Source organism: Streptosporangium sp. G11 (genome assembly GCF_051192615.1).
Classification (GTDB): domain Bacteria; phylum Actinomycetota; class Actinomycetes; order Streptosporangiales; family Streptosporangiaceae; genus Streptosporangium.
In genome coordinates this window covers 1-26,499 of sequence record NZ_JBPJUQ010000010.1, presented here as the reverse complement: position 1 = coordinate 26,499, position 26,499 = coordinate 1, and the positions used below count along the sequence as shown (strand labels likewise).

At 66.1% G+C, this 26,499-nt stretch carries 31 protein-coding genes and 4 tRNA genes; 26 read left to right on the top strand and 9 right to left on the bottom strand.

The features are described from left to right. Positions 1-119: 119 nt before the first annotated feature. From ACSDR0_RS12845 to ACSDR0_RS12805, 9 genes are all read left to right on the top strand, one after another. Positions 120-929 (top strand): sigma factor-like helix-turn-helix DNA-binding protein, encoded by an 810-nt coding sequence (locus ACSDR0_RS12845; protein ID WP_435288994.1) that lies wholly within the window; start codon positions 120-122, stop codon positions 927-929. Between the two features lies 1 nt (position 930). Further along, positions 931-1,752, top strand: coding sequence for a protein phosphatase 2C domain-containing protein (locus ACSDR0_RS12840; protein ID WP_435288993.1), 822 nt, complete (start codon positions 931-933; stop codon positions 1,750-1,752). A 127-nt stretch (positions 1,753-1,879) separates the two neighbouring features. Continuing rightward, positions 1,880-2,305, top strand: a complete 426-nt coding sequence (locus ACSDR0_RS12835) for a plasmid replication, integration and excision activator (protein WP_435288992.1) — start codon at positions 1,880-1,882, stop codon at positions 2,303-2,305. Positions 2,306-2,390: 85 nt separating this feature from the next. Continuing rightward, positions 2,391-3,821: an FtsK/SpoIIIE domain-containing protein gene (locus ACSDR0_RS12830; protein WP_435288991.1), complete on the top strand. Its 1,431-nt coding sequence runs from the start codon at positions 2,391-2,393 to the stop codon at positions 3,819-3,821. Next, positions 3,818-4,012 carry a hypothetical protein gene (locus ACSDR0_RS12825; protein WP_435288990.1) on the top strand — a complete coding sequence of 65 codons (195 nt, stop codon included), beginning with the start codon at positions 3,818-3,820 and terminating at the stop codon, positions 4,010-4,012. The genes ACSDR0_RS12830 and ACSDR0_RS12825 overlap by 4 nt, the downstream gene beginning before the upstream one ends. After that, positions 4,009-5,700 (top strand): replication initiator, encoded by a 1,692-nt coding sequence (locus tag ACSDR0_RS12820; RefSeq protein WP_435288989.1) that lies wholly within the window; start codon positions 4,009-4,011, stop codon positions 5,698-5,700. The genes ACSDR0_RS12825 and ACSDR0_RS12820 overlap by 4 nt, the downstream gene beginning before the upstream one ends. Next, complete coding sequence (locus tag ACSDR0_RS12815; protein ID WP_435288988.1) at positions 5,697-5,885, top strand: helix-turn-helix domain-containing protein; 189 nt, start codon at positions 5,697-5,699, stop codon at positions 5,883-5,885. Before ACSDR0_RS12820 ends, ACSDR0_RS12815 begins: the two co-directional genes overlap by 4 nt. Beyond that, positions 5,882-7,027 carry a tyrosine-type recombinase/integrase gene (locus ACSDR0_RS12810; RefSeq protein ID WP_435288987.1) on the top strand — a complete coding sequence of 382 codons (1,146 nt, stop codon included), beginning with the start codon at positions 5,882-5,884 and terminating at the stop codon, positions 7,025-7,027. Before ACSDR0_RS12815 ends, ACSDR0_RS12810 begins: the two co-directional genes overlap by 4 nt. Before the next feature lie 527 nt (positions 7,028-7,554). Further along, positions 7,555-7,974: a GNAT family N-acetyltransferase gene (locus ACSDR0_RS12805; protein ID WP_435288986.1), complete on the top strand. Its 420-nt coding sequence runs from the start codon at positions 7,555-7,557 to the stop codon at positions 7,972-7,974. Between the two features lie 403 nt (positions 7,975-8,377). Here the strand turns inward: ACSDR0_RS12805 and ACSDR0_RS12800 are convergent, their stop codons facing one another. Then, on the bottom strand, positions 8,378-9,193 hold the full coding sequence (locus ACSDR0_RS12800) for an inositol monophosphatase family protein (RefSeq protein WP_435288985.1): 816 nt from the start codon (positions 9,191-9,193) through the stop codon (positions 8,378-8,380). Then, positions 9,190-10,062 carry a DUF5919 domain-containing protein gene (locus ACSDR0_RS12795; RefSeq protein ID WP_435288984.1) on the bottom strand — a complete coding sequence of 291 codons (873 nt, stop codon included), beginning with the start codon at positions 10,060-10,062 and terminating at the stop codon, positions 9,190-9,192. The genes ACSDR0_RS12800 and ACSDR0_RS12795 overlap by 4 nt, the downstream gene beginning before the upstream one ends. A 325-nt stretch (positions 10,063-10,387) precedes the next feature. On the opposite strand from ACSDR0_RS12795, the gene ACSDR0_RS12790 reads away from it, so the two are divergent. From ACSDR0_RS12790 to ACSDR0_RS12750, 9 genes are all read left to right on the top strand, one after another. Next, positions 10,388-10,750, top strand: coding sequence for a hypothetical protein (locus ACSDR0_RS12790; RefSeq protein ID WP_435288983.1), 363 nt, complete (start codon positions 10,388-10,390; stop codon positions 10,748-10,750). Positions 10,751-10,865: 115 nt separating this feature from the next. Beyond that, positions 10,866-11,084, top strand: coding sequence for a hypothetical protein (locus tag ACSDR0_RS12785; protein ID WP_435288982.1), 219 nt, complete (start codon positions 10,866-10,868; stop codon positions 11,082-11,084). A gap of 150 nt (positions 11,085-11,234) precedes the next feature. Next, positions 11,235-11,969 (top strand): GntR family transcriptional regulator, encoded by a 735-nt coding sequence (locus tag ACSDR0_RS12780; RefSeq protein WP_435288981.1) that lies wholly within the window; start codon positions 11,235-11,237, stop codon positions 11,967-11,969. A gap of 121 nt (positions 11,970-12,090) precedes the next feature. Continuing rightward, positions 12,091-12,504, top strand: coding sequence for a plasmid replication, integration and excision activator (locus tag ACSDR0_RS12775; protein WP_435288980.1), 414 nt, complete (start codon positions 12,091-12,093; stop codon positions 12,502-12,504). A gap of 86 nt (positions 12,505-12,590) precedes the next feature. Next, the gene (locus ACSDR0_RS12770) at positions 12,591-14,036 is read left to right on the top strand and encodes an FtsK/SpoIIIE domain-containing protein (RefSeq protein ID WP_435288979.1); all 1,446 of its coding nucleotides are present in this window, start codon (positions 12,591-12,593) and stop codon (positions 14,034-14,036) included. Next, positions 14,036-14,227 carry a hypothetical protein gene (locus tag ACSDR0_RS12765; RefSeq protein ID WP_435288978.1) on the top strand — a complete coding sequence of 64 codons (192 nt, stop codon included), beginning with the start codon at positions 14,036-14,038 and terminating at the stop codon, positions 14,225-14,227. The genes ACSDR0_RS12770 and ACSDR0_RS12765 overlap by 1 nt, the downstream gene beginning before the upstream one ends. Further along, positions 14,224-15,969: a replication initiator gene (locus ACSDR0_RS12760; protein WP_435288977.1), complete on the top strand. Its 1,746-nt coding sequence runs from the start codon at positions 14,224-14,226 to the stop codon at positions 15,967-15,969. Before ACSDR0_RS12765 ends, ACSDR0_RS12760 begins: the two co-directional genes overlap by 4 nt. Position 15,970: 1 nt before the next feature. Then, positions 15,971-16,171: a helix-turn-helix domain-containing protein gene (locus ACSDR0_RS12755; RefSeq protein ID WP_435288976.1), complete on the top strand. Its 201-nt coding sequence runs from the start codon at positions 15,971-15,973 to the stop codon at positions 16,169-16,171. Beyond that, positions 16,168-17,526: a tyrosine-type recombinase/integrase gene (locus tag ACSDR0_RS12750; protein ID WP_435288975.1), complete on the top strand. Its 1,359-nt coding sequence runs from the start codon at positions 16,168-16,170 to the stop codon at positions 17,524-17,526. The genes ACSDR0_RS12755 and ACSDR0_RS12750 overlap by 4 nt, the downstream gene beginning before the upstream one ends. A gap of 91 nt (positions 17,527-17,617) precedes the next feature. Here ACSDR0_RS12750 and ACSDR0_RS12745 read toward each other — a convergent pair. Further along, a tRNA-Lys gene (locus ACSDR0_RS12745) sits at positions 17,618-17,690 on the bottom strand. Positions 17,691-17,806: 116 nt separating this feature from the next. Here ACSDR0_RS12745 and ACSDR0_RS12740 point away from each other — a divergent pair. Beyond that, the gene (locus tag ACSDR0_RS12740) at positions 17,807-18,430 is read left to right on the top strand and encodes a 3'-5' exonuclease (protein WP_435288974.1); all 624 of its coding nucleotides are present in this window, start codon (positions 17,807-17,809) and stop codon (positions 18,428-18,430) included. A gap of 13 nt (positions 18,431-18,443) precedes the next feature. Here ACSDR0_RS12740 and ACSDR0_RS12735 read toward each other — a convergent pair whose 3' ends face one another. Further along, on the bottom strand, positions 18,444-19,601 hold the full coding sequence (locus ACSDR0_RS12735) for an acyl-CoA dehydrogenase family protein (RefSeq protein ID WP_435288973.1): 1,158 nt from the start codon (positions 19,599-19,601) through the stop codon (positions 18,444-18,446). 150 nt (positions 19,602-19,751) lie between these two features. On the opposite strand from ACSDR0_RS12735, the gene ACSDR0_RS12730 reads away from it, so the two are divergent. Then, entirely contained in the window at positions 19,752-20,189 is a 438-nt protein-coding gene (locus tag ACSDR0_RS12730) for a PspC domain-containing protein (RefSeq protein WP_435288972.1), read from the top strand. Between the two features lies 1 nt (position 20,190). Here the strand turns inward: ACSDR0_RS12730 and ACSDR0_RS12725 are convergent, their stop codons facing one another. Next, the gene (locus ACSDR0_RS12725) at positions 20,191-21,486 is read right to left on the bottom strand and encodes an MFS transporter (protein ID WP_435288971.1); all 1,296 of its coding nucleotides are present in this window, start codon (positions 21,484-21,486) and stop codon (positions 20,191-20,193) included. Positions 21,487-21,654: 168 nt separating this feature from the next. Continuing rightward, positions 21,655-22,005: a metallopeptidase family protein gene (locus ACSDR0_RS12720; protein WP_435288970.1), complete on the bottom strand. Its 351-nt coding sequence runs from the start codon at positions 22,003-22,005 to the stop codon at positions 21,655-21,657. Between the two features lie 34 nt (positions 22,006-22,039). On the opposite strand from ACSDR0_RS12720, the gene ACSDR0_RS12715 reads away from it, so the two are divergent. The 5 genes from ACSDR0_RS12715 (at position 22,040) to ACSDR0_RS12695 (ending at position 24,488) form a co-directional block, all read left to right on the top strand. Beyond that, positions 22,040-23,542: a metallophosphoesterase family protein gene (locus ACSDR0_RS12715; protein ID WP_435288969.1), complete on the top strand. Its 1,503-nt coding sequence runs from the start codon at positions 22,040-22,042 to the stop codon at positions 23,540-23,542. 92 nt (positions 23,543-23,634) lie between these two features. Then, positions 23,635-23,707 (top strand) — tRNA-Glu (locus ACSDR0_RS12710). 103 nt (positions 23,708-23,810) lie between these two features. After that, positions 23,811-23,885 (top strand) — tRNA-Asp (locus ACSDR0_RS12705). Between the two features lie 28 nt (positions 23,886-23,913). Further along, positions 23,914-23,987: transfer RNA gene (locus tag ACSDR0_RS12700), tRNA-Phe, on the top strand. A gap of 108 nt (positions 23,988-24,095) precedes the next feature. Continuing rightward, positions 24,096-24,488: a hypothetical protein gene (locus ACSDR0_RS12695; RefSeq protein WP_435288968.1), complete on the top strand. Its 393-nt coding sequence runs from the start codon at positions 24,096-24,098 to the stop codon at positions 24,486-24,488. A 47-nt stretch (positions 24,489-24,535) separates the two neighbouring features. Here ACSDR0_RS12695 and ACSDR0_RS12690 read toward each other — a convergent pair whose 3' ends face one another. From ACSDR0_RS12690 to ACSDR0_RS12680, 3 genes are read right to left on the bottom strand one after another with little or no spacing between them, the layout of a single operon-like run. After that, positions 24,536-25,807, bottom strand: coding sequence for a tyrosine-type recombinase/integrase (locus tag ACSDR0_RS12690; protein ID WP_435288967.1), 1,272 nt, complete (start codon positions 25,805-25,807; stop codon positions 24,536-24,538). Then, a complete protein-coding gene (locus ACSDR0_RS12685) occupies positions 25,807-25,983 on the bottom strand; it encodes a helix-turn-helix domain-containing protein (RefSeq protein ID WP_355628709.1) in 177 nt (58 codons plus the stop codon). The genes ACSDR0_RS12690 and ACSDR0_RS12685 overlap by 1 nt, the downstream gene beginning before the upstream one ends. Beyond that, positions 25,976-26,323: a replication initiator gene (locus ACSDR0_RS12680; protein WP_435288966.1), complete on the bottom strand. Its 348-nt coding sequence runs from the start codon at positions 26,321-26,323 to the stop codon at positions 25,976-25,978. Before ACSDR0_RS12680 ends, ACSDR0_RS12685 begins: the two co-directional genes overlap by 8 nt. Between ACSDR0_RS12680 and ACSDR0_RS12675 the strand changes: the two genes are divergently transcribed. Beyond that, a partial coding sequence (locus ACSDR0_RS12675; protein ID WP_435288965.1) for a transposase family protein occupies positions 26,273-26,499 on the top strand: 227 nt, incomplete at its 3' end. The two genes, ACSDR0_RS12680 and ACSDR0_RS12675, sit on opposite strands and share 51 nt — an antisense overlap.

Here is a 26,499-nt window from a genome sequence, read left to right as displayed (position 1 = left end):
AGCTCAAGGCTGTACTGTCCAGGGGGATAGACGACATTTCGTCTAGGGGTCTAGACTCGGCTGAGCATCACCGAAAGGGAACCCCTGTGCCACCGAGTGACCTTGAGCGCATCGCCGCCATGGACGACCCGTATCTGTTGATCCGGGCCGCAACCGAGCGACTGAGCATCGCGCAACAAGAGGTCACCGAACTGGCTCGCCTCCGACGCCGCGTCATCCAAGAGTTGCACGCTCAAGGCATCTCGTACGCGCAGATCGCCGAGCAGGCCGGTCTGTCGCGTGGACGCATTCACCAGATCAAGCACACCGGTCCGGCTCCGGAAGGGGCGTTCCTGGGTGTCGGCACGGTGACCGTGGTGACTCCGCTGCGACTGGACCCAGAACGCAACCGGCCCGTGGTCGCCCTGGACGACATGCGCTCAGGTAAGCGACTGGAAGACCTCGCACGCTCCTTCGGGCTCACCGTGGCTTCCGACAACGTCTCGGTCGACGGGCAGATAGATCTCAACCGGCCTGGCCTGCTCGTCATCTGCGGTCCTCGGATGGCCGAGGCGATGCGCACCGCGTATGACACCGACCCCGTGATCAGGTGGGAGCGCGACGACCTCGGCTGGTTGCTGCGCGACACCCGGACCAATGTGGCTTATCGCTCCGGCAGCCAGGTCAACCCGCCGAAGCCGACCGACTCGGCTTACCTCGGCCGTCTCCCCCGCCCTGATGGCACCGGCACGTTCTTGGCCATCGCGGGCATTCACCCCAATGGCTCGCTCGGCGTCGTTGATCTGCTCGCCTCTGAGATCGCCACCATCTGGGGTCAGGTGGGTGACAAGCGTTTCTCCACTGTCGTCGCCGTCGAATACGACCCCGCCACGGGGGAACCGGTCCGTACGCAACTGGCCGGCCCTCTCTATCGGCACGAAGACAACTGACGTGCGACTCAGCCTCGCCACCGAACCCGCATACGCCGATCGGCCCAATGAGGACTTCATCGGGGCCACTTCTGACGCGGTGGTACTCCTGGACGGCGCCGGGACCCCACCGGGACTGAAAACGGGTTGCTCCCATGGCGTCGCCTGGTACGCCCGCACTCTCGGCTCAACCCTGCTGGCCGCGGTCACCCAAAGCGCCGGCACCCTGACCGAGATCCTGGCCGAGTCGATCAAGAACGTCGCCTCGTTGCACGACTTCACCTGTGACCTGGTGCATGCAGGATCCCCTTCGGCCACGGTCTCGATGCTGCGCCGTACGGGTGACGTCCTGGAATGGCTGGTGCTGGCCGACTCCGCCGTCGTCCTCGACACCGGTACGACAGAGCCGACGGTGATCTGTGACGATCGCGTGAGCCGGATCGGGGCACGCTATCGAGCGCTGATGGACAGCCTGCCGGGCGGAAGCCCAGAACATGCCGAAGCGTTTCGAGGCTACGTCGAGACGTTGCGCGATCACCGCAACCGGGACGGTGGTTTCTGGGTGGCCTCCGTCGACCCTCTCGCCGCAGAACAGGCCCTCACCGGTACCGTCCCGGTGGATCAGGTGCGGGCGGTGGCGTTGCTGAGCGATGGCGCCTCCCGCCTCGTCGACCGCTTCGCCCTGGCATCTTGGCGGCAGCTTCTCGACCTCCTCGACCAGGACGGCCCCGACGAACTGATCCGTCGTGTCCGGGAGGCCGAACGCAGTGATCCGGACAGCTCCCGCTGGCCTCGGGGCAAGGTCTATGACGATTCCACTGCGGCGCTCTGGAAATTCCCCTAAGGCATTTCGTCGACCCCCCTAGACAGTTCGCCGACTCCGGCCTAACTTACTTGCATAGCCCCCTAGACGCCTTGCTCTCGCGGAACGGCCGCACCTGTCTAGGGGGGTCGACAGCAGGAGTTGCATCATGGCCATCCAAGGCCCCATCCCCGTCAGCTTCGACCAGGTCTTCCCGCACGGCTGCTACGTGGTCGGCGAGGTCGAGCAGGTCAAGGACTTCGACGCCTCGTCCAAGGGCCGCACCGTCTACGCCAAGGACAAGAACACCGGAGAACTCGTCTGGCAGGTCGCCGTCATGGACGCCGACCCCACCGTCAAGGCCGGCCAGAAGACGGTCTCAGTCAAGATCCTGTCCCCGGTTCAACCCGTCGTTCCGGCCGCGCTGCCGGGCCTGCCGTTCGTGCCGGTGGAGTTCGACGGCATGACCGCCACCGCCTACGTCAACCAGAACACCGGCCGCCTGGCCTGGTCCATCCGCGCAACCGCGATGCGCCCACCCCGTACCGCGGCGACTCCGGCCAAGACATCGGCCGGTAAGGACATCGCGGCCTGACACGAAGCGGGGCCGCTGGAACTGGCATTCCGGCGGCCCCTCGGTTCTCCCTCTCACGCGAATTCAAGGAAGAGGCTCCAGCCTAATGTTCAAAAAACTGCCCGGCGACGAGGCACGCACTCTCGTCACCACGACCCCCGATACCGCTGTGGTGTTCCGCCCGGCCGTGGTCCGTACCCCGGCCATCCTCACCATCACCATCACCATCTTCTTGTGGCGTCTGCTGGCCGGAATCGTCCGACTCGTCTGGCGTCACCCGATCGCCGTGGCCGTGCTCGCCGTTCCCGCAGTGCTCGGCATCCTGTACGGCTGGCGCCTCGCCCTGGTCGTGGTCACCGTTGCCTTCTCGCTGCTGGCGCCGTGGCCGTTCTTCGATCGGGCCTCGTTCAACCGCTGGATGGGCTGGCGGCTGCTGGCCTGGTGGCGACTGGTGTGGATCTACCGGCGACACTGGCAACCGGTGATGATCGTCTCCGGTCTCGGCCGGAACCTACGCGGACGGGACTACCTGCCTCGCATCGTGCGCGTCACCTGCACCTCGTGGGCGGACCTGATCACGGTGAAGATGATCAGCGGACAGGCGGTCAAGGACTGGACCGACCGCATCGAACACCTCGCCCACGGATTCGGCGCCACCTCCTGTCGGGTCACGGTGGCCCGGTCGGGCCGTTTGCTGCTGGCCTTTCCCCGGCGTGACCCGCTGGCCACCCCCTTACCCGCCCTGCCCATCCCCGAGGTGGCATCGGTCGGGCCGGTCGAGATCGGCCAGTGTGAGGACGGCACCCCGTGGCGGCTCAAGGTCCACGGCACCCATGTCCTGGTGGCCGGCGCCACCGGAGCGGGCAAGGGCTCCATCATCTGGTCCACCATCCGCGCTCTACTGCCTGCGGTGCGGGCGGGCCTGGTTCAGGTGTGGGCGCTGGACCCCAAACGGATGGAACTGTCCTTCGGACGCACCCTGTTCGGTGACCGCTACGCCGCGAACCCTGCCGACTGCGCCGATCTGCTGGAAGCGGCGGTGACGGTCATGCAGGAGCGGGCCGACCGGTTCGCCGGCCTCCAGCGCAACCACACCCCCACGGTCGAGGATCCGTTCGTCCTGGTGGTGGTCGACGAGGTGGCGTTCCTGACCGCCTATCAATCCGACAAGGGCCTCAAGCTCCGCATCTCCGCCGCGCTGGCAACGCTCACCACCCAGGGCCGCGCGGTCGGCTTCGGCGTGATGGCCGCCCTCCAGGATCCGCGCAAGGAGGTCATGAACGTCCGCAACCTGTTTCCCGACAAGATCGCCCTCCGCCTCGATGAGTCCGAGCAGGTGGACATGGTGCTCGGCGACGGCGCACGCGACCGCGGGGCACTGGCCGATCACATCTCCCCGGTCCCCGAGCAGGGCGCAGGCATCGGCTACGTCCGCCTGGAGACCTCACCTGAGCCGATCCGCGCTCGTGCCGGCTACGTCTCCGATGCCGACATCCGCGCCATGGTCGCCGACTTCGCTGCGGAGGCACACCAGTGAAGATCATCATCCAGGGCACCCTCGCCGAGATCGACACCATCCCCTTCCGCCTCCTCAGCCCCCTGTCCGACTCCCCGCCGCGCTTTGAGCTGGTGCTCTCCGACCTGGTCAACATCCGGCTGCGCCGTGACCCCTACAGCGCCTCCTACCGCTTCACCGCCGACGTGCTCGCCCGAGAGGAGGACAGGTGACCAACACCCCCACCACCTCGCCGGACGGCTCCGACCGCACCCTTCCCCGCCTCATCCGTGACACCCTGCCCTTCGCCCTGGACGTCGCGGTGGAAGTCGCCAAGAACAACGGCGTCTGCATCCGCCCGATCGAACTGCGGCGCCTGGACACCCACACCGGCATGACCGAGTCGTTCAACATCCCCTACGGCGCCACCCAGGAAGCCAAGTGCCCGCCGTGCGCCACCCGCAACAAGCAGCTGCGCAAAGCTCAGTGCCGTGAGGGCTGGCACCTCGACCACGAACCCGTCGCCGAACCTCACCCCTCCACCGACGACCAGAAATGGCTGATTGAGTTCCGGGCCGACGTGCAAGCCAAGCGCGACGAGGCCGAGAGGGGCGGGGAAGACACCCTCGACTGGGACGAGGCCATCGCGGGCATCGATGTCGAAATCAACGCCGCGGGAATGCGCGGCAACGTCCTGGGCGGTCGAGCGACCCCGAAGCGCTCGCGTTCGACGAGACGGCGTCAGGATGCGCCGGACCTGCCCAAGCGGGCCAAGCAGAACACCACCCTGGGGCGGACCTTCATCGCCTCCGACGGCAAGGTCTACCGGCCGTCCCTGTTCGTCACCCTGACGCTTCCCTCCTACGGGCGCATCCACAACGGTGTGCCGGTCAACCCGGCCACCTACGACTACGCGGCGGCGGCTCGCGACGCGCTGCACTTCTCCAAGCTGGTGGACCGGTTCGTGCAGAACCTTCGCCGGGTGGCGGGCTATGACGTGCAGTACTTCGCCTCCGTCGAACCACAAAAGCGGCTCGCTCCGCATCTGCACATGGCCATCCGCGGCACCATGCCGCGCGCGGAGGTCAAGGCGATCGCCGCCGCCACCTACCACCAGGTGTGGTGGCCATCGGTCGACGAAGTCCGCTTCGACGGTGACCACCTGCCCATCTGGACACAACGGGCCGAACGCGCTGAGCCTTACCCCGACGGGCAGGCCGGCGACTACCTCGACCCGGCCACGGGTGAGCTGCTGCCCACCTGGGACGAGGCACTCGACCAGCTCGACACCGACGAGACGGCCGAACCGCTGCACGTGGTCCGCTTCGGCGCCCAAGCCGATGTTCAGGGCGTCCTGGCCGGATCACCGGATGCCGACCAGTGCCTCATCTACCTGTCGAAGTACCTGACCAAGAACCTCGGCGACCCCCTCGACCCCAACGACGTCGCCAACCAGGGCCGTCGTGACCATGCCACCCGCATGGTCGAAGCGCTGCGTTATGAACCCTGCTCCCCGGCGTGCGCGAACTGGCTGCGCTACGGAATCCAGCCCAAAGGCGCCAAGGCGGGCATGCTGCCAGGCCGATGCCGCGGCAAGGCACACAAGGCCGAACACCTCGGCTACGCCGGCCGTCGCATCCTGGTCTCCCGCAAGTGGTCGAACAAGACGCTCCGCGAACACAAGGCCGATCGCCGGGCCTGGGTGCTCGACATGCTCGGCCTGCCCGACGACACCGTGACCGACCCGCACCGCTACGTCTGGCGACCGGTCTCCTCCAAAGACCCCAACCGCACCCCGCTGGCCAAACGGCTGCTACGCGAGGTCGCCAACCGACAGCGCACCCGCGCACGCCTGATCGAACTCCAAGCCAGAGCAGACGGACAACCCGTCCCGAGTTCAGCTCTGGAGGTGGCGGCGTGATCACCGGCAACAAGCTTCTCGTCTCCGCAGGTGAGGCATCCGAGATGCTCGGGATCGGCAAGACCAAGATCTACGAACTGATGGCTTCCGGAGAACTGCGCTCGGTCAAGATCGGCCGTTCGCGGCGCATCCCTGTTGAGGCGCTCACCGCTTTTGTTTCGGCAATCGAGCAGGAGGCAGCATGACCAGCAGCCGTAAGCGTCGCCGTTCCCAGGGGGAGGGCTCCGTCTTCAAGCGCAACGATGGGCGCTGGGTCGGACAGATCGATCTCGGCTGGACGGACGGCAAGCGGAACCGCAAGACCGTCTACGGCGCGACCGAGAAAGAAGCACTCGGCAAGCTCGCAGAACTCCGGGAAGCTCAGAGCAAGGGACAGAACCTCACTGCCAAGCCTCGGAAGTTCGCCGAATGGCTTGACGAGTGGGTTGAGATGAAGCGGCGGCAGGGAACTCGGCCGTTGACTCTCCGGGGCTATCGGCAACTGATCAGAGATCACATCGGCCCCGCTCTCGGCCGGAAGCAGCTCGACAAGCTCACTCCCACCGATGTCCGCCGGCTCGTCGAAGCCAAAGCCGAATCAGGGCTGTCGGCTGCCACCGTCAAGCAGATCCACGGCCTGATCCGGAACACACTGGCTGATGCCGAGCGTGAAGAGCTGGTGCATCGAAACGTCGCCAAACTCGTCAAGACTCCGGCAGTGCGCCGGGAGGAAGCTCGGGTGCTCACGATCGAGGAGGCCAGATGGCTGCTCGATGTGATCAAGGACGATCGGCTCGAAGCATTCTGGGTCTGCGCGCTGACGCTTGGCCTGCGGCGTGGCGAACTTCTCGGGCTCCGTTGGGATGACGTCGACTTCGCCAATGGGCTGCTCGCCGTACGGCAGACGCTTCAGCGGGCGGACGGCTCCCTTCAGTTTGTCGATCCCAAGACGGACAGGTCTCGCCGAGTCGTTCCCGCGCCAGAACCGACCTTGGCGGTGCTCCGCAAGCACAAGCGGGCTCAGGCGGCCGAACAGCTCGCCGCGGGCAAGCGGTGGCAGAACCTCGGGCTCATCTTCCCGTCCACGATCGGAACACCCATCGAACCGGGCAATCTCAGCACCCGGTGGCGAGCCACCCGAAAGAGGGCGGGGCTCGACTGGTTGAGGCTTCATGACCTGCGCCACGCCTGCGCCTCGTTCCTGCTCGCCTCCGGCGCTTCGCCTCGAACCGTTATGAAAACGCTGGGTCACAGTCAGATCGGACTGACCATGAACACCTACACGCATGTGCTCCCGGACATCGAACGGGCGGCCGTCGACGCGGTCGCCAAGAGGCTTTTCGGGTGATCAAAGACATGCCGAGGGCCGGACTCCTGACGGGGGCCGGCCCTCTTGGCTGTCAAAGGTGGCTGTCATCGCCCTTTAAAACAAGATCGACAACTGCTGTTTTCGCAGGTAGGGCGCCTGGGACTCGAACCCAGAACCTACGGATTAAAAGATCGGCCTCGGCTTGTTCCAAATAGTTCAATGCAGGTCAGAGGACATGAGTGGTCCATCCTGAACGGCTCTGAACGCCTCTGTATTGCAACCCAAAGTGCAACCCTGGTGCCCGGCGGGCTGGGGCTGAGGAACGAGGCCCCAGACCTGCGATCGCCCCCGACCACTTCGGGGATCAGCCGCCCCCTGGCGATCGTCGTGCTGCATTGGCACACTGCGTGAGTGGGTGAGCGGAAGCATAGCTCTGGAGATGCGAATACTGGTCCCTGGTGCGACCATGAATTCTTCTGTGCCTATGCCAGAGGAAGAGGTACGCGGTGTCACAGCTACGGATCCGCCAGGCAACCCCAGGGAGAGACGCTGCCCTGCTCGCTGAGATGAACCATTACGTGCATGGCATCCACGTAGAGAATCGGCCGGATCTCTACACGACTCCTTCGCTCGAAGATCTGACAGAGATGTTCGGAAACCTGCTCGACCAGGAGACGGCGCGAATCTTCATCGCCGAGCTCGATGACGAATGTGTTGGCTATGCAGGTGCGACCCTGCATCAGTCTGCCCCCACCGTTCTCACCCATGCTGACTCGTTGATCGGGTTGGATCAACTGGCCGTGGCCCCGCTAGGGAGGCGCCATGGGGTTGCGGCCGCCTTACTGGAGGCTGTTCGAGACGCGGGACGGGAGGCTGGATGCCGCCGCCTCCTTACGGAGGTCTGGGACTTCAACGAGGAGGCGCTTTCGTTCTACGAAGCGGCAGGGTTCCTGCCGATGAAGCATCGACTGGAGCAATCTCTGTGAGCTGCGTTATCGCCGAGTGAAGTGAACTACATCGGTGCCCACAACAGGCGAGGAGATCAGGCTTCCACCTCAACTACCTAGTACCCCCACCGAAGGCATTCGGTTGAAGCTGGGCGAGATTCCAGATCTGAGAGAGCGAGCGGGCCGGCGCAATGCGAAGCACCCGAAGGGCCTCGAAGAGGTTGGGCCTGCCAGTCGAAGCTCTCGCCCTTGGGCGGCGGTGCGGCCCCACTGCGGCGGGCGATGGTCGAGTGCGGCGCGCGGGCGGTGCGGCGGGCGGGCCGATTCCCGCCGCCGTTCGGGACCGGCGCCCACGCCGCACGCCCGGACGGCGGGCGGCGGGAGGGCCGTGCGGCGGCGCGCCGCGCCGCCGCCTTGATACTCATAAGAACAATTCGGCAAGCTACTCGCTACGCTCGGCGGCCTTGCGCGCCTCAGCGAGGAGTTCGACCAGATCAGCGAGGATTTTGGGGCTCGCCGCGATAGTGGCTGCGGAGTTCATGGTGTGCGGGCTGCCGTCCAGGTCCACAACGCTGGCGCCGGCCTCGCGGGCGATGAGTACTCCCGCGGCGGTGTCCCACGGTTTGTTGCTCATCATGATGAGGGCGTCGACCTTGCCTTCCGCTACCCAGGCGAGATCGATCGAGGCTGCTCCGAACATCCGGATGCGTTGCACGCGGAGGACGAGTTCGTGGGTGAGTGCCAGGCGGAGACGGTTCTTCGTTTGCGCGTCGCTGCCTACGGCGTAATCACCCATGGCGACCACGGCGGTGTGAAGGTCGCCGGTCTCGCTCGCGTGAATCTCTTGTCCGTTGGCGTGGGCTCCATGTCCTTCTGCCGCGCTGTAGCGGGAGCCGAGGAAGGGCAGGTCGATCACGCCGAGGGTTGGCATGTCCTTGTCGACCAGTCCGAGGGAGACGCCGCACAGCGGGAGGCCGTGCAGGAAGTTGGCGGTTCCGTCGATCGGGTCGAGTACCCACTTGAGGCCGCTTTCGGCAGCGGCTGTGGCCCCTTCTTCCTCGCCGACGAATCCGATCTCGGGTGTCTCCCGGCTCAGGAAGTTACGGACCGCGTGCTCTACGGCGTAGTCGACTTCGGTGGCCATGTCTCGATCGCCCTTGGCGGTGACGGTTCCGGGGAGGCGGGTTTTCACGATCTCGCTGGCGATGGTTACGGCCTGCTCGGCTATCGGTAGGAGTGCGTGGGTGTCGACGGTCATACGGGGCTGCTCCGCTCCCACATTGAGGTGAACACCTGGTCGAAGACGGGGAACAGCCCATCGGCGGCCGTGTTGTCATTGATCACGATGGTAGGTGAGTCGACTCCACGAGCGTGCGGGAGGTAGGGCTGGACCACGCATGTGGTCCCGTCCACGATGAGGATGTTGAAGCGGATCGTCTCGTCGTAGACACGCAGCTCAAGCAGCTCGGCTGCCTCTGGGGTGAGTTTTTCCTTGAGGCGGTTCAGCATGCTGATGTTGAGGGCGGTCAGCGTGGTGAGTGTGCCGTCTGTGTAGCGTTCCTCGTCTTCGCGGGCGCGGATCGCCTTCCCCTGGGGGTCGAGGAACAGGCATCGAATCCTGGTGCCGCTTTCGAGGAGTTGCTTGAGCCGGTGGTCGGGGTAGCTCTGGCAGAGCACGTTGAGTGACAACCCGGCGGCATTGATCTCTCTGGCCGTGTCGAACAGAGCTGAGGGCGGATAGGCGGACGCGAAAGCCGACCGGCTACTGAACACGGCCGCCACGTCAGCCATCTGGGATGTAGGACAGATCTCGGTGACGTGGCCACCGCTCTTTGTCGGCTCAGTTGTGACCAGCGGCGCGGGAATCCCGCCATTGCTCAGGGAGAACAGCTCTTCGATGGACCGGCCGGGAAACATCGCTTCCAGGACTCGGCAGTGATCGGAGTACGGCAGACCTTTGAGTTCTCCGGAGAGCCAGCGGTGAAGCTGGGCACGACTCGGCCACTTTCCTTGCAGTGTTGAATCAACCACTTTGGCGGCTTTGTCGTACTCCTTACAAAAAGTCTTGTATGTCTGCCAATGGCGTTGCTGTAACAGTGTCTTCAGCACGATCTGTCGACCAGTCATGATCAACGCCTTGAGTAGGAGGGATCTCGCAACGCCAGGCTATCCATGAATGCGAAGCAATAGGAGACATAGAAGAGACAAAGCGAAACGCCATGATCGAAGACGACACATGAACGCTGTCGAGACGTGACGTGGCCTCGGGAAATCCTGACGTCATGGCTGAGCAGTGCATTTCATGCGGCGGACGAGGTTGGAAGTACGTAAGCCCTCGACGTGGGCTGCTCGCTGGATCCGGCGAGACCGCGTCCCTGTTCCGTGTTCGTGATCGGTGCTCGATGTGCTGGGGGCTGCGTTTCGCTTCCGGCGCTATAGGGGAGCGGCGGTCATGAGGGAAGTAGCCGGCCCTTCTGAGCCGCTGATCCCCACGGGGATGTCTCCAGTAGAGACGGCAGAAACTCTTCGAGTTCAGCTCACCGGTCGAGAGATCGCCTGCGATATCCACGACGGGTATGGGCTGGCGTTGGTGTCGGTCTGGGTGGGCCTGGTGGTCTGGTGCGACGGTGACCGGTTCTGGTGGCGTACCGGCTGGAGCGTCCAGCGTGGTCGCTTCGTCTACGCCTGGCATCCGGCCACCGACCCCGAACGGGCCGCGCACCGCATCGCGCTCATGTACACGGATCTTCGGGAGCGGCACATGCCGTCCTGGCTGGCCCCGGAGAGCGTGGGGGTTCATCATGGGCCGCGCTGAGTGCCAGGCGCCGCCGGATGCCGAACCCGCTGAGGTGTGCAGGGCCGATGAGTTGCGGGGCGGGGAGTATCTGGCCTTCACCTACGGAGCTGTGGGAGGTCCGCCGGGAATCGAGATGACTCCTGTTCGGGGTGGCGACCACGGGCGCGAAGGTCTGGCGCAGGGGTGGGCGTGGGGGAAGGTCGCCGAGGTTGACGAGCAGCTGTGGCATGGCTCTTCGCCGCTGACGGAGAGACACCGGGTTTGGGTGCTGTGCGAGTTCGGCGATCAGTCGTCGATCATCACGACCGTCCCTCGCGGAGACATGATCGTGGTGCGCCGGTTGCCCGTGTAGGCGGGTGCGGCGGCGTTTGGCGGTCGAGGTCCGGGAGGGAAACCTCGGCACTGGCCGGCGTCGCCGCGCTCCTCCAAAGAGGAGGGGTTGCTATGCAAGTCGGACACGGATGTCTATGCTGACGGTAAGTCGAGTAGTTGGGTTGTTGACATGTCCGTTTCCGGCGAGGAATACGCGCCTCCGAAGTACGCCCAGATCGTTGCGCAAATTCGCAACAAGATCGCGGACGGTACTTATCCCCCTGGTTCTCTGCTGCCCTCGGAGACGCAGCTGATCCGGGAGTTCGCAGTCAGCCGGCCAACTGTGGTGCGGGCGCTTCAGGTGTTGCAGCTGCGGGGCTTCATCGACCGGGAGCACGGCAAGGGGTCGTACGTGAAGGCGGCGCCCCCGGTGGCTGAGGAGGACTTCTCCCGGCCAGGCCGTGCCGTCCTCGATCGCCCCGAAGCCAATCAAGGCGCCTCGGTGCTGGAAGCGGGTTCACGTCCGGCTCCGGCGAACATCGCGGCGATGCTGAACCTGCCCACCGAGGCGCCGGTCGTGATGCGACGCGTTTTGCTGAGTGATGGCAGCGCGCCGTGTGAGCTGATCACCCTGTGGTGTCCGATCGAGCTGGCCGAGGGGACCGACCTGGGCAAGGTGCTGCCGTTGATGGCGGGTATCCGTCAACACGTGCAGGCGGTCAAGGGTCTGCGGCTGGATCATGTCATTGAGCGTCTGGCGGCTCGTCATCCGACGGCCGATGAGATCAAGCTGCTGAAGCTGGGCAAGACGACGGCGGTGCTGGGAGTGGTCTCTCGGGTTTTCGCCGGGACTCGTCCTGTCATGGTTCTTGAGATCACGCTTCCGGGGACGCTCCACGAGCTGGAAGACGCCTACTCTCTGTAGTGTGATGTAAGTCACATACCAACACGGAAACTCGTACTGTCGAGTGAGCGTTTCATCAGTTAGCTTGTAACTCGACAGTACGAGTTATCAACAAAGCGACTAGACAACAGGGGAGCACATCATGGCCATCCAAGGCCCCATCCCCGTCAGCTTCGACCAGGTCTTCCCGCACGGCTGCTACATCGTTGGCGAGGTCGAGCAGGTCAAGGACTTCACCGCCTCGACCGGCGGACGCACCGTCTACGCCAAGGACAAGAACACCGGCGAACTCGTCTGGCAGGTCGCCGTCATGGACGCAGACCCCACCCTCAAGGCCACGCAGAAGACGGTGGCGGTCAAGATCCTGTCCCCGGTTCAGCCGGTGCCCCCGCTCCCGCTGCCCAACATGCCGTTCGTCCCGGTGGAGTTCGACGGCATGACCGCCACCGCATACGTCAACCAGAACACCGGCCGCCTGGCCTGGTCCCTGCGCGCCAGGGCGATGCGCGCTCCCCGATCCGCTGCGGCCTCGACCAAGCAGAGCGCTGCGGCCTGACACGCAAGCGGGGCCGCTGGAACTGGCATTCCGGCGGCCCCTCGGTTCTCCCTCTCACGCGAACTCAAGGAAGAGGCTCCAGCCTAATGTTCAAAAAACTGCCCGGTGACGAGGCACGCACCCTCGTCACTACCACCCCTGACACCGCTGTGGTGTTCCGCCCGGCCGTGGTCCGTACCCCGGCCATCCTCACCATCACCATCTTCCTGTGGCGTCTGCTGGCCGGAATCGTCCGGCTCGTCTGGCGTCACCCGGTCATCGTGACCCTGCTCGCGGTCCCCGCCGTGCTCGGCATCCTGTACGGCTGGGAATTCGCCGTCACCCCGCTCGCCGTGCTCGTCTTGAACACGGCTCTCTGGGCGCTGCTGGATCGGGCCTCGTTCCTGCGCTGGGTGGGCTGGCGACTGCTGGCCTGGTGGCGACTGGTGTGGATCTACCGGCGGCACTGGCAACCGGTAATGATCATCCCCGGTCTCGGCCGTCACCTCCAGGGCCGCGACTACCTGCCCCACCTCGTCCGCGTCTCCTGCACGTCCTGGGCCGATGTGGTCACGGTGAAGATGATCAGCGGCCAATCGGTCAAGGACTGGGCCGACCGCATCGAGAACCTCGCGCACGGCTTCGGCGCCTCCTCCTGCCGGGTGGCCATCGTGCGGGCCGGTCGTCTCCAGCTGACCTTTCCCCGCCGTGACCCGCTGGCCGTCCCTCTGCCGGCGGTTCCGCTTCCCGTGTCGGCCTCGGTGGGGCCGGTCGAGATCGGCACATGTGAGGACGGCCGCCCCTACCTGCTCAAGGTCCATGGGACACACGTGCTGATCGCGGGAGCGACAGGTGCGGGCAAGGGCTCGTTCCTGTGGTCGGCCATCCGTGGCCTGCTTCCGGCGGTCCGGGCCGGTGTCGCGCAGGTGTGGGCGCTGGATCCCAAGCGGATGGAACTGTCCTACGGGCGCGAGATCTTCGCCGACCGCTACGTCGCCGATCCGGCTGCCTGCGCCGATCTGCTGGAAGCAGCCGTGAAGATCATGCAGGAGCGGGCCGACCGCTACGCCGGGCTCCAGCGCTCCCACACCCCCACCCTGGATGACCCGTTCGTCCTGGTGCTCGTTGATGAGGTGGCGTTCCTGACCGCCTACCAGTCCGACAAGGGCCTCAAGCTCCGCATCTCCGCCGCGCTGGCCACCCTCACCACCCAGGGGCGTGCGGTCGGGTTCGGCGTGATGGCGGCTCTGCAGGACCCGCGCAAGGAGGTCATGAGCATCCGCAACCTGTTCCCCGACAAGATCGCGCTTCGCCTGGATGAGTCCGAGCAGGTGGACATGGTTCTCGGTGACGGTGCCCGGGGTCGGGGAGCGCTGGCCGATCACATCTCCCCGATCCCTGAGCAGGGCGCGGGCGTCGCCTATGTCCGACTGGAGACCTCTCCCGACCCCATCCGGGTCCGCGCGGCCTACGTCTCCGATGCCGACATCAGAGACATGGCGGCGCTGATGACCAGTGACACCCTGCCGATCGAGATGGAGGGGGCGGCCTGATGCGCCTCATCCTGCACGGCACCCCGGCCCAGATTGCGGGCCTTCCCTTCCGGCGGCTGCGCACCCTCGACGGCTCTGACCTCGCCGAAGTGATGATCGTTGACCTGGCCTCCGCGCGGCTGCGCAAACACCCCTACCGCGACGCCTACCGGCTCTGCGCCGACCTCGTCGACCCGAAGGGGGCCATGTGACCGACACTCTCGTTATCCCCTCGACCGACACCCCTTCAACTGACACCCCTCCGGACGGCGCTGATCGCACCCTTCCCCGGCTGGTGCGTGACACCCTGCCCGTCGCCCTGGACGTGGCCATCGAGGTCGCCAAGCTCAACGGGGTCTGCATCCGCCCCATCGAGATGCGACGTCTGGACACCCACACCGGCCAGAGCGAACCCTTCGACATCCCCTGCGGCACCACGCAGGAAGCCAAGTGCCCGCCGTGCGCCAAACGCAATCAGCAGCTCCGCCGGGCGCAATGCCGGGAAGGCTGGCACCTCGACCACGAACCCGTCGCCGAACCCCACCCCTCCACCGATGATCAGAAATGGCTGATCGAGTTCCGGGCCGACGTCCAGGCCAAGCGCGATGAGGCCGAGAGGAACGGCGAAGAGGTCGCCGACTGGGACGAGGCCATCGCGGGCATTGATGCGGAGATCAACGCCGCCGGGATGCGCGGCAACGTCCTGGGAGGGCGGACGGCTCCCAAGCGCTCGCGGTCGACCAGGCGTCGCCAGGATGCGCCGGACCTGCCCAAGCGGACCAAGCAAGACACCACCCTCGGCCGGACCTTCATCGCCCCCGATGGCAGGGTGTATCGGCCGTCGCTGTTCGTCACCCTCACCCTGCCCTCCTACGGCAAGATCCGCTCCGGCCTAGGCGTGCCGGCCGATCCGAGCACCTACGACTACGCTCGCGCGGCCCGCGATGCCCTGCACTTCTCCAAGCTCGTCGACCGGTTCGTGCAGAACCTTCGCCGGGTGGCGGGCTATGACGTGCAGTACTTCGCCACCGTCGAACCACAAAAGCGGCTCGCGCCTCACCTGCACATGGCCATCCGCGGGACCATGCCCCGTGCGGAGATCAAGGCGATTGCCGCCGCGACCTACCACCAGGTGTGGTGGCCATCGGTCAGTGAAGTCCGCTTCGACGGCGAGCACCTGCCCATTTGGGTGGAACGAGCCGACCTGGGCGACGGCGCCACCTACCCGGACGGCCAGGCAGGCGACTACCTCGACCCCGCCACCGGGGAACTGCTGCCCACCTGGGACGAGGCACTCGACCAGCTCGACCAGGACGACGAGGCGGCCGAACCGCTACACGTGGTGCGCTTCGGTACTCAAGTCGATGTTCAGGGCCTCGTCGCCGGATCGCCGGACGCGCACAAGCGCATCGGCTACCTCACCAAGTACCTGACCAAGAGCCTCGGCGACCCCCTCGACCCTGACGACCCCGCCACCGAAAACCCCGCACGCCGTGACCACGCCACCCGGATGGTCGAAGCGCTGCGCTACGAACCCTGCTCGCCCACCTGCCCGAACTGGCTGCGCTACGGAATCCAGCCCAAGGGCGCCAAGGCGGGCATGCTGCCAGGCCGCTGCAAGGGCAAGGCACACAAGGCCGAACACCTCGGCTACGCGGGCCGCCGCGTCCTGGTCTCCCGCAAGTGGTCGAACAAGACCCTGCGCGAACACAAGGCCGACCGCCGGGCCTGGGTCCTCGACATGCTCGGCCTGCCCGACGACACCCCCACCGACTCCCACCGCTACGTCTGGCGACCGGTCTCCTCCAAGGACCCCAACCGCACCCCGCTGGCCAAACGACTGCTACGAGGCGTCGCCGATCGCCATCGCACCAAAGCACGCTTGGTCGAACTCCAGGCCAGAGCGGACGGCATCCCTGTTCCAGATCTTTCGGCAATCGGAGAGGCGGCCTGACATGGAACCACTGTTCTACCGGCCCAAGGATGCCGCCGTGGTTCTCGGCATCAGCCGTACGAGGGTGTTCCGGCTGATCAAGACCGGTGAACTCAAGTCGATCAAGGACGAGGGATACCGGCTCGTTCCCCGGTGGGCGCTTCATGAATTCGCTCGCGCGCTGGAGACCAAGGCAGGGTTCACGCAGGAAGAGGCGGCATGATGTCGAAGAAGCCCAACGGCCGGTCTTCCATCTATTTCGGCAAAGACGGCAAGTGGCACGGCTGGGTGACCATGGGCGTCAAAGATGACGGCACTCCCGACCGTCGCCACCGCAAGGGCAAGACGGAAGCGATCGTCACGGCCAGGGTGCAACAGCTGGAGAAACAGCGCGACTCGGGAAAGATCGACAAGGCCGGAACGAAGGTTCCCACGGTCGCCCAGTGGATACGGACCTACCTCGACGAGATCGCGCCCATGCGGGTCAGTCAGCTCACGCTGGACAGCACGTACCGGCCCAAAGCGGAATGGTGGATCATTCCCCGGCTCGGCGCGCATCGGCTGGACCGGCTTCGCCCCGATCACCTGGATGCCTTCTATGCCGGACTGGCTAAGGAAGGGCTGTCGCCGAATACGATCTTGCAGATTCACCGAATCCTGTCGCGGGCTCTCAAGCTGGCGGTACGGCGTGAACTGATCGCGCGCAACGTCTGCGGCATGATCGACGCGCCGACCGGTGAAGACACCGAGATTGAGCCGCTGCTCAGGGAAGAGGCGCAAGACCTTCTGGCCGTGGTGAAGGATCGCCGGAACGGTACGCGCTGGTCGGTGGCGCTCGCGCTCGGACTTCGGCAATCGGAGTCGCTGGGTCTGCGGTGGAAGTACGTGGACCTGGACAGGGGCGTGATCCGGGTGTTCTGGCAGATCAAGCGGCTTCGCTACCGGCACGGCTGTAAGGACCCGCACACCTGCGCTGCACGCCTCCATCGCTATCCCTGCCCGAAGGACTGCCCCAAGGCCAAGCGCACCTCTGGCCGTCAGCACGTATGCCTCACCGCGTGCCGTAAGAACTGCACCAAGCACGGGGGCGCGTGTCCAAAGTTCTGTGCTGCCGACTGCGCCAAGCACGCTCTTGCCTGCCCGGATCGTGCCGGGGGCTGGACGTTCACCAAACCGAAGGGCAAGGGCAAACGATCCATCGCCCTGCCTCCGCCCTTGATCGTTCTTCTCAAGCTCCACAAGGAGGCACAGAGGCTCGAACGGGAAGCGGCGGGGGACAGGTGGCAGGACTGGGACCTCGTGTGGTGCACGCCGGACGGAAACCCGATCGACGCCGGGGACGACTGGGACGACTGGAAACAGCTGCTGCAACTCGCCGAGATCGACAAGGATGCCCGCGTTCACGACGCGCGCCACACGGCCGCGACGCTCCTGCTTGAACAGGGGGTGGACATCCGGGTGATTCAGGCGGTCCTCGGACATTCCCAGCTCACCACGACCAAGCGATACACCCACATCACGGAGACGCTCGCGATCGAGGCGGCTGGGCGGATGGGACGAGCGCTGTGGGACGACTGACCGCAACCCGGCGGCGACCGTTGCAACCCTAATTGCAACCCTGGGCAGACTTCCCGAATAGGAAATGGGGAGTCTGCCCAGGTCGTTGGGGTAGGGCGCCTGGGACTCGAACCCAGAACCTACGGATTAAAAGTCCGCAGCTCTAACCATTGAGCTAACGCCCCGCAGGTGACAGCGTACCGAGGATAGTGTCCACTAACGTCCGTCGCCAGGCCCATTCATGGTCATCTGTTTGCGGAACGCCCGGTGGGGGGCGGAAGCGGCTCCTAGAGTGGCAGGCATGACGAGCTCGGGGCTTGAGCCCGCCCTCACCTCCCATGTCTCCACGCGCCCAGGGTATGTCGTGGTCGATGTGGAGACCACAGGTTTCTCGCCGTCGAGGGGCGACCGGATCTGCGAGATCGCGCTCATCTCGCTGGACGCCCGGGGCGAGACCGTCGACGAGTGGCACTCGCTGGTCAACCCCCGGCGCGGCACCGGGGCCGTCCACGTCCACGGCATCACCAGCGCGATGGTCCAGGGCGCGCCGGTGATCGAGGAGCTGCTGGACGAGATCTGGCGGCGGGTCGCCGGCCGGGTCCTGGTGGCCCACAACGCCTCCTTCGACCTGCGCTTCCTGCGGAGCCTTCCCGGCAGCGAGTGGGTGACCGAGACCCTGTGCACGCAGCGGCTGGCGCCCGGCTTCATCCCCGACGGCAGATGGACGCTCGCCGCGTGCTGCGAGCGCGCCGGTATCCCGCTCCTCGGGGCTCACGCCGCGCTGGCCGACGCCCGCGCCAGTGCCGAGCTGCTCCGCTTCTACATGCGTACGGGCGTCTCCTGGGAGGAGGAGCTCGGCAGGGCGGCCCTGGCCCCCGAGTGGCGTCCCTCGGGGCTGCCCCAGCGGCACCCCAGGCGGCGGTGAGTCCCGGAGAGGGTCAGCGGTAGGCGGGGATGCCGGTCAGGGCCTCGCCGAGCACGAGCGTGTGGATCTCCTCGGTCCCCTCGTACGTCAGGACGCTCTCCAGGTTGTTCATGTGCCGGATCACCGGATACTCCAGGGTGATGCCGTTGCCGCCCAGGATGGAACGTGCCTGGCGGGCGATGTCCAGGGCGGCCCGGACGTTGGCGAGCTTGCCGAAGCTGACCTGGCGCGGGGTGAGGGTTCCCGCGTCCTTGAGGCGGCCCAGGTGGAGGGCGGTGAGCTGTGCCTGCCCCATGCCGACGTACATCCAGGCGAGTTTCTCCTGGGTCAGCTGGAAACCGCCGATGGGCCTGCCGAACTGGACGCGGGAGGTGGAGTAGTCGACGGCCGACTCCAGGCAGGCGCGGGCGGCGCCCACCACGCCCCACACGATGCCGAAACGGGCCTCCGAGAGGCACGACAGCGGGCCCTTCAGGCCACGCACCTCGGGCAGTACGGCGGAGGCGGGCAGGCGGACGTCGTCGAAGTACAGCGACGAGGTCACCGAGGCCCGCAGGGACATCTTCCTGTGGATTTCCGGCGCGCTGAAGCCCGGGGTGTCCGTGGGCACCACGAAGCCGCGGACGCCCTCCTCGGTCTGCGCCCAGACCACGGCGACGTCGGCGATGGAGCCGTTGGTGATCCACATCTTGGAGCCGTTGAGGATCCAGTCGCCCGAGGGGTCCTGCTTGGCGTGGGTGCGCATGCCCGCGGGGTCGGAGCCCTGGTCGGGCTCGGTCAGGCCGAAGCAGCCGATCGCCTCGCCCGCGGCCATCCGGGGAAGCCACTCGTCCTTCTGCTCCGCGGAGCCGTACTTCCAGATCGGGAACATCGCGAGCGAGCCCTGCACGGACACGAACGACCGCAGCCCGGAGTCTCCCGCCTCCAGCTCGCGGCAGGCCACGCCGTACGAGACGGCGTCGAGGCCCGCGCAGCCGTACCCCTCCAGATGCATGCCCAGCACGCCGAGCGAGCCGAGTGCCGGGGCGAGCTCGCGGGCGGGGAAGACGGCCTCCTCGAACCAGTCGCCGACGTGGGGGAGGATCCGATCCGCGACGAATTCCCGCACGGTGTCGCGGATGAGGCGCTGCTCCTCTACGAGCGTGTCGTCGATGCGCAGGAGGTCGTCCATGAGGTTTCCTCTCTCTCGGCCCTCAAGGTACTGCCGGTGCGGCTGGGATACATGTCAGGGTCGCATTCGGCCGGGGAAGGGGTATAGGTCAGGGTCGTGCCAGGGGGAATCCCGATGTGAGGAACGCTCGCTCTCGGGCAGTCTGAGGACATGAACGAAAACGACTTCGCCGGCGTCAAGCAGCTCCGCAGGACCAAGGACGGGCGCATCATCGCGGGTGTGGCCTCCGGCCTCGGACGCTACACCGGGGTGGACCCCAACATCATCCGCGCGGCCCTCGCCGTCGCCACCTTCTTCGGTGGTCTCGGGGTGGCGGTCTACGCGATCGGCTGGGTGCTCCTGCCCGACGAGAGCAAGGACCGGTCGGTCCTGCAGGACGTGATCGAGAAGAACAAGGACAACCCGATCTGGGTGGACGCCAGGACCAAGGCCGAGCAGGGCTGGGCCAAGGCCACCAACCAGCACCGCGCGCCGCACCAGGCGGCCCCGGAGTACCCCACCCACCAGAGCCCCTTCCCGCCCGCCGCCCCCCAGGCCCCGTACGGCACGGCGCCGCGGCAGGACGACGACACCCGTCCCCAGGTGTGAGTCAGGAGGTCGCCTCCGCGCGAACCCTCTCGATGATCTCCCTGCGGGAATTCCTCCAGAGCACGGCCAGCGCGGCCGCCATGGCAAGCCCGGTCGCGCCGGCCAGTGCGACCACCATCTCGGGGCCGAGGTGGTCGGCCGCGGCCCCGCCGACCAGGATGCCGATGCCCTGGGAGGCCAGCAGGCCCGACTGGACCAGCCCGAAGGCCTGTCCCCGCTGCTCGGCGGGAACGCACTGCACGAACGCGGCGTTGGCCGCGAGCTGGTAGGCCCCACCCAGGCCCGAGACGAACCACAACAGCAGCACCACAGGAAGCGGTGGCTGCGCGGCGCACAGGATCAACGGCGCGCAGGTCAGCATCGCCATCCAGCCCATCGACCGCAACCGGTTCGATGGGCTGACGTAGCGGCTGTACAGGAACGCGCCGACGACGGTACCGGTGGGCATGGCGCCCATCAGCAGGCCGGTGACCAGCGAGAGTTGCCGGGGATTCCCGGTCAGCTCGTCGGCGTAGGGGGTCGCGATCCCCTCGGGCAGAACGTAGAAGCCACAGAGCCAGGCGAAGAGCACCAGCGTACGCAGCCGGGGGTCGCCGAAGACCAGCCTGGCGCCGGCGCGGGTCATCGTCCACATCGAGGGCCGGTTCTCGTCGGCCGGGATGGGGGCGGGACGCCGCCGTACCCCCGAGACGATGATGAGCGCGGAGGCCAGGAAGGTCGCCGAGTCCAGCGCCAGCGCGCGGTACGGCCCCATTCCCATGATCAGGACGCCCCCGAGGGCGAAGCCGAGCATCTGGGCGCCCTGGTTGGTCATGTTCTGCAGGGCTGAGCCCGCGACATAGCGGTCGCCCTCGAGCAACTCCGGCAGCAGGGCCGCCCGCGCCGCGGAGAACGGTGCGCTGAGCAGCACCACGCAGAAGACCAGCACGCACAGCATGGCGAACGAGACGCCGGGAATCGCCATGAGCGCGACCAGGAGAGCCCGGAGCAGGTCACAGGCGATCATGATGCGCCGGCGGGCGTAGCGGTCGGCGAGTCCCGCGAGAAGCGGTCCGCCGATGATCGGCGGCAGGTAGGTCAGGGCATAGACCGACGCCGTCGCCAGGGGCGAGTCCGTCCGTTCGAAGACCAGGACGGACAGCGCCACTCGTGAGAGCTGGTCGCCGAGGAGGGAAAGCCCCTGGCCGAGCCAGAGCGCACGGAACTCCCTGATGGCGATGACCTCGCCGTAGGTCGCTTGGCGTTCCGCCGGACGGCGGTGCCGCCCGGGTAGTCGGCCGGACTTGGTCGCCGCCATAGGACTCCGCTGAGCTCGCAGGCACACTGACTGTAGGTGTTCACTGTGTAACCTACGGTGCCTGCTGCGGGGCCGCCGCGCAACCGAAAGCAATCAAGCGCATGCAAACTGTAATGATAAGCCGCGACATTCCGGAAAGGAGGCCTTTGACGTGCTGTGCGGGGTTACCTACCAGCCCAGCTCGTGCAGCCGGTCATCGTCGATGCCGAAATGGTGGGCGATCTCATGAACAACGGTTATCTGCACTTCTTCGACGACCTGGTCCTCGGTCTCGCAGATCGAGCAGATCGGGTTGCGGTAGATCTCGATCCGGTCGGGTAGCACTCCTGCGTACCAGTCGCCTCGATCGGTGAGCGGGATACCCGTGTAGAGACCTAGAAGATCCGGTTCGGGTGGGTCGTCGACGACGACGAGCACCACGTTGTCCATGACTTTCGTCAGCTCGGGGGGAATGGTGTCCAGAGCTTCGGCCACGAGCTCTTCGAACTTCTCCCGCGAGATCTCGATCACAACCGTCATTCTGCCCCGTCATCCCGGGTAGAAGTGGAGGCGCATGAAATTCGCTGATTGGACCCAGGGTGCCCGTCGTCTCGCCACCGGCCGGATCGTCCGCGGCGCGATCGTCGCCGTCGTCGCCGTAGCCGGTGCGTGGCTCGGAATCATGCTGGGCGGGGCCGTACGATCCAACGTCGGCCCGGTGGAGCTCGGCATGTCGGCGGAGCCCTCGTGGGCCGGGGAGACCGTCGTGGACGCTCACCCCTTCGGCACACTTCTGTTCGACACCCACGACGCCCCGGTCAGTCTCCGCGTGACCCTGGAGAACATCAATCCCGACCGGGCCCGCGGATTCCTGGACGACCCGAGGTTCTCCGCCGACCGGCTCCCCGCGCTCCTGGAGGAGGAGCTTGGCGCCGGTGTCAGGACGCTGATCATGCGCGCCGCGCTCTCCGGCCTGGTGGGCGCCCTGGTCACGTCCCTGATCGTCTTCCGTCGGCCGGGGCCGGCCCTCGCGGGCCTGCTGGGCGTCACCGTCGCGATCGCCGGTACGGGGGCCGCCATCGCCCTGACCTTCCGGCCGGACTCCGTGGTGGAGCCCAAGTACACCGGCCTGCTGGCCGGCGCGCCGTCCCTCGTCGGCGACGCCGAGTCGATCGTGACCAGGTTCGAGTCCTACCGGGTCCAGCTCGCCAAGCTCGTCAACAACGTCTCCCAGCTCTACGACGCCGTCTCCGCCCTGCCGGTCTACGACGCGGACCCCACCTCGATCCGGGTGCTGCACGTCTCCGACATCCACCTCAGCCCCATCGCCTGGAACCTCATCCGCTCGGTCACCGCCCAGTTCAAGATCGACGCGATCATCGACACCGGTGACCTGACCGACCACGGCACAGGCCCCGAGGACAGGTTCACCGAGGAGATCGGCACCTTCGGCGTCCCGTACGTCTTCGTCAGGGGCAACCACGACTCCATGGCCACCCAGCGGGCCGTGGCCAGGCAGAAGGGCGCGATCGTCCTCGACGACGCGACCAAGACCGTGGCGGGGCTGCGCGTCTACGGCCTGGGCGACCCCCGGTTCACCCCGGACAAGTCCGTCCCCGTCGACTCCAACCTCGAATCGCTCGACGCCCTCGGCCGCTCGCACGCCGCCGAGCTGGCGAAGCTGCCCAAGCAGGTCGATCTGGTCGCCGTCCACGACCCGACGATCGCCAAGGGATTCTCCGGTGCGGCCCCGATGATCCTCGCGGGTCACTCGCACGAGCGATCTACCGAGTTGCTGCCCTCGGGCACCCGCCTCCTGGTCCAGGGATCCACGGGCGGAGCCGGTCTGCGGGCTCTCGAACACGACGAACCCACCCCGGTCGCCGCCTCTGTTCTGTACTTCGACGCCAACACTCACCGCCTGCGGGCCTGGGACGACATCACCCTGGGAGGGCTCGGAGAGCAGTCGGTCCAGATCCAGCGTCACGTTGAGACCGACCCTGGCCGTACAATTTCTCCTGTGCCGACGATTACCCCGTCTCCAACGGGGTCTGTCACCGTCACACCGACGCCGTAAGCCGCAAACCGCTTTGGCATCGGGGGCAAAAGTCCCCTATGCTTCAGAGGTCTCCAGCGGAAGACGGCAACGGAACGAGACGAGAGTCTTGAGCCCCCATCGTCTAGTGGCCTAGGACACCGCCCTTTCAAGGCGGCGACACGGGTTCGAATCCCGTTGGGGGCACGGCCGAGCCAAGGCTCGCCAGGGAAACGGCAGGTCGAAGACCTCCGGAAAACTGGTAGGCTAAGCGAGGCAAGAACGACCGGGACAAAAGCCCCGGAAGCAAGGTCCTGTAGAGCAGTTTGGAGTGCTCGCCACCCTGTCAAGGTGGAGGTCGCGGGTTCAAGTCCCGTCAGGACCGCTCTGGTAGGTGTTCGATCCACCACCGAGGTCAGGTAGCTCAGTCGGTACGAGCGTCCGCCTGAAAAGCGGAAGGTCGGCGGTTCGACCCCGCCCCTGACCACAGCAGCTGAGCAGCACAAACGCCCCGAGCCGATTATGGCCGGGGCGCTTTTTGTTGTGCTTGACGACAACGGTGACGACAACGCGCTTTTCATTGAGGGAGCGAGTAATGGGCTGGCGGCTCCTACGACGTCGGCAGGCACATCCGTCGGCTCAGACCGCGGTGCGCTATCTGATGGGCCGAGGGTTCATCGAGATACGCGCCACGACGCACATCGTGCGCCGGGAGTTGCAGGGTGGTGAGGAGCTCAGTAGCCCGCTCAGCCGCATCGACCGCATAAGGATGATCGCCGACATCTGCCACAACCTTCCGGGCGACTTCAGGCCGGGAAGTGATCGGGAGCGAGAGCGGCGAGCGGTCGAGAGTCTGAGATTCCACTTGCGGAAGCTTGAGCCTGATGATCATGGGGCTCAATGGGTGCGCACAGAGTTGGATGATCTTGGATATGACTACCTCCCCCTCCTCCCAGAGGACGTAAGGGCCCGGCTCATGCAACAGTGAACGCCCGGAACGGATGTCCCAGGCGTTCCTGTAACCCTTCCCGAAGTTCACCCAAGGGCATCGCCGAGCTTCCCAAGGGCTGCGCGCTTGTCGTTGAGTGACGAGTGGGCGTAGATGGTCATGGTCACCTCGATGTCGGAGTGTCCGACGATCTCCTTGACGATGTGTGGAGGCACCCCGAGGTCGAGGAGCAGGCTGACGCAGGTGTGTCGGAGGTCGTGAAGCCGTACGGCTCCGAGGCCGGCCGTGGCGCGGATCTCCGCCCAGCTCCGTCGCAGGTTGTCCGGTTCCATGGGGGTGCCGCGGCGGGAGGGGAAGACGAGCCCGTGATCCTCCCAGTCCGGCCAGCGGTCCGCCCGTTCTGCGAACTGCCGCCTGCGGTGCTCCTTGAGAGCGTCGAGGCAGATCGGCGGGAGCGGAATGGTGCGCTCGGAGTCTTCGGTCTTGGGCTTCACGAACTGGAGCCGACCGCCGACCCGCTGAAGAGTTTGTATCACTTCGAGCGTTCCGGTCTCCAGGTCGAGGTCTTGCCAGCGGAGCCCGAGGAGTTCCCCGCGCCGCAGGCCGAGGCAGACGGCCAGGACGTACAGCGCGCCGAGGCGGTGACCCGGAGCCGCCTTGAGAATCGCCTTGGCCTGAATGACCGTCAGACCCCTGTTGACCTTGTACTTGGGCGGCGAGACCTTCACGAGCTTGGCGACATTCCGATGAATGACCTCCTCGCGAACCGCACTCTCCAGAGCGTTACGAAGAACGGCATGGATTGACTGGACCATGCGGGGCTGGATCTTGTACTCGCAGCAGGTGCCGGCCTTTTTCGCGCAGCACTCCGCGGGCTTGCGCGCCTTGTCCCATCCCCGCTGGCAGCACTGGCAGCCGTTGCGCAGCGACGTGACGAACTGGCGGACCTCGGCCGCGTTCAGCTTGTCGAGTCGCTTCCGGCCGAGGGCGGGAATGAGGTAGCGCCGGATCACCCCCTCATAGCCCTGCACGGTCTTGGGACGCCGTTCGGCCCGGACGACATACTCAAGCCAGTACGTCAGATAGTCGCCGACCGTCCAGCTTTCGGCGGCCACTGGGATGCCTTGATCGGCTTGCGCCTTGAGTTCGATGAACTTGCCGTGACATTCCTCGCGGGTCTTGCCGTAGACGCTGACGCGCTTGATCGTTCCCGCCGTGGTGGGGACGAAGACCTTCGCCTCATATCGTCCGTCCTTGCGCTGGACGATCGTTCCCTCCCCGTTGGACCGCTTACGGGTCTTGCGATTCTTGGTGCCCTTCGGCTCTTCCTCAGGAGTGCCGAGTTTGGTCCTGGTCATCACGCCACCGCCTTGAGGTTGTCGACACATTCGGCCAGCGCGTCGACCGGGACGAGCCGACGACGGCCGATCTTGATGGTCCTGAGCTGGTTGGAGCGGATCAGGGTGTAGAGGGTCCACCGGCTGATGCGGAGCTTCTGAGCGGCTTCTTCAACGGTGATCACGAGGTCATCCATGGGCAGCCTCCGGCCGACTCGCGTGGTCAGGTGGTTGGACACCGGTCAAGGCGGCTACCAGGAGCGCTTCACCGGCCGACAGGCCCTGTCCGGCGTAGTCCCAGTGAGAGGTGACGAGAACGGTGTCTTCCTCGAAGAGGGGGAGTCGGCCAGTGCTGACGGCCTCGTCGCGCATGTGGTCGGCCCGTTCGGCGCGGAGGTCGCCGAGGGTGGTGGAGTAGCGCCGTGACTTCGTGGAGAAGTGGGATCTGGCAAGATTTTCGTGATGGGGTGACGGATTGTCATCGCGGTGGCATCGTGGCCATTGTGTGATGACCTTCTGCGTCTGCTGTTTCCGCACCTGGAGAAGGTGCTGGTGGAACAGGTGCGTCGGGTGGACGGGACGGTATGGCTCTCGGCCCGGACCCCTACGGATGCAGTACTTGCCTGCCCGGACTGCCAGACCTTGTCCCGGCGGGTTCATAGCCGCTATCGACGCAAGGTGGCGGATACGGCTGTCGGCGGGCAGTCGGTGAT

What these genes read in the sequence shown, in the direction of transcription:
- ACSDR0_RS12845 (WP_435288994.1), top strand. Translation starts at nt 120, where the DNA reads ATGGACGACCCGTATCTGTTGATCCGGGCCGCAACCGAGCGACTGAGC.
- ACSDR0_RS12835 (WP_435288992.1), top strand. Translation starts at nt 1,880, where the DNA reads ATGGCCATCCAAGGCCCCATCCCCGTCAGCTTCGACCAGGTCTTCCCG.
- ACSDR0_RS12830 (WP_435288991.1), top strand. Translation starts at nt 2,391, where the DNA reads ATGTTCAAAAAACTGCCCGGCGACGAGGCACGCACTCTCGTCACCACG.
- ACSDR0_RS12810 (WP_435288987.1), top strand. Translation starts at nt 5,882, where the DNA reads ATGACCAGCAGCCGTAAGCGTCGCCGTTCCCAGGGGGAGGGCTCCGTC.
- ACSDR0_RS12805 (WP_435288986.1), top strand. Translation starts at nt 7,555, where the DNA reads ATGAACCATTACGTGCATGGCATCCACGTAGAGAATCGGCCGGATCTC.
- ACSDR0_RS12800 (WP_435288985.1), bottom strand. Translation starts at nt 9,193, where the DNA reads ATGACCGTCGACACCCACGCACTCCTACCGATAGCCGAGCAGGCCGTA.
- ACSDR0_RS12795 (WP_435288984.1), bottom strand. Translation starts at nt 10,062, where the DNA reads ATGACTGGTCGACAGATCGTGCTGAAGACACTGTTACAGCAACGCCAT.
- ACSDR0_RS12790 (WP_435288983.1), top strand. Translation starts at nt 10,388, where the DNA reads ATGAGGGAAGTAGCCGGCCCTTCTGAGCCGCTGATCCCCACGGGGATG.
- ACSDR0_RS12785 (WP_435288982.1), top strand. Translation starts at nt 10,866, where the DNA reads ATGACTCCTGTTCGGGGTGGCGACCACGGGCGCGAAGGTCTGGCGCAG.
- ACSDR0_RS12780 (WP_435288981.1), top strand. Translation starts at nt 11,235, where the DNA reads ATGTCCGTTTCCGGCGAGGAATACGCGCCTCCGAAGTACGCCCAGATC.
- ACSDR0_RS12775 (WP_435288980.1), top strand. Translation starts at nt 12,091, where the DNA reads ATGGCCATCCAAGGCCCCATCCCCGTCAGCTTCGACCAGGTCTTCCCG.
- ACSDR0_RS12770 (WP_435288979.1), top strand. Translation starts at nt 12,591, where the DNA reads ATGTTCAAAAAACTGCCCGGTGACGAGGCACGCACCCTCGTCACTACC.
- ACSDR0_RS12765 (WP_435288978.1), top strand. Translation starts at nt 14,036, where the DNA reads ATGCGCCTCATCCTGCACGGCACCCCGGCCCAGATTGCGGGCCTTCCC.
- ACSDR0_RS12755 (WP_435288976.1), top strand. Translation starts at nt 15,971, where the DNA reads ATGGAACCACTGTTCTACCGGCCCAAGGATGCCGCCGTGGTTCTCGGC.
- ACSDR0_RS12750 (WP_435288975.1), top strand. Translation starts at nt 16,168, where the DNA reads ATGATGTCGAAGAAGCCCAACGGCCGGTCTTCCATCTATTTCGGCAAA.
- ACSDR0_RS12740 (WP_435288974.1), top strand. Translation starts at nt 17,807, where the DNA reads ATGACGAGCTCGGGGCTTGAGCCCGCCCTCACCTCCCATGTCTCCACG.
- ACSDR0_RS12735 (WP_435288973.1), bottom strand. Translation starts at nt 19,601, where the DNA reads ATGGACGACCTCCTGCGCATCGACGACACGCTCGTAGAGGAGCAGCGC.
- ACSDR0_RS12730 (WP_435288972.1), top strand. Translation starts at nt 19,752, where the DNA reads ATGAACGAAAACGACTTCGCCGGCGTCAAGCAGCTCCGCAGGACCAAG.
- ACSDR0_RS12725 (WP_435288971.1), bottom strand. Translation starts at nt 21,486, where the DNA reads ATGGCGGCGACCAAGTCCGGCCGACTACCCGGGCGGCACCGCCGTCCG.
- ACSDR0_RS12720 (WP_435288970.1), bottom strand. Translation starts at nt 22,005, where the DNA reads ATGACGGTTGTGATCGAGATCTCGCGGGAGAAGTTCGAAGAGCTCGTG.
- ACSDR0_RS12715 (WP_435288969.1), top strand. Translation starts at nt 22,040, where the DNA reads ATGAAATTCGCTGATTGGACCCAGGGTGCCCGTCGTCTCGCCACCGGC.
- ACSDR0_RS12695 (WP_435288968.1), top strand. Translation starts at nt 24,096, where the DNA reads ATGGGCTGGCGGCTCCTACGACGTCGGCAGGCACATCCGTCGGCTCAG.
- ACSDR0_RS12690 (WP_435288967.1), bottom strand. Translation starts at nt 25,807, where the DNA reads ATGACCAGGACCAAACTCGGCACTCCTGAGGAAGAGCCGAAGGGCACC.
- ACSDR0_RS12685 (WP_355628709.1), bottom strand. Translation starts at nt 25,983, where the DNA reads ATGGATGACCTCGTGATCACCGTTGAAGAAGCCGCTCAGAAGCTCCGC.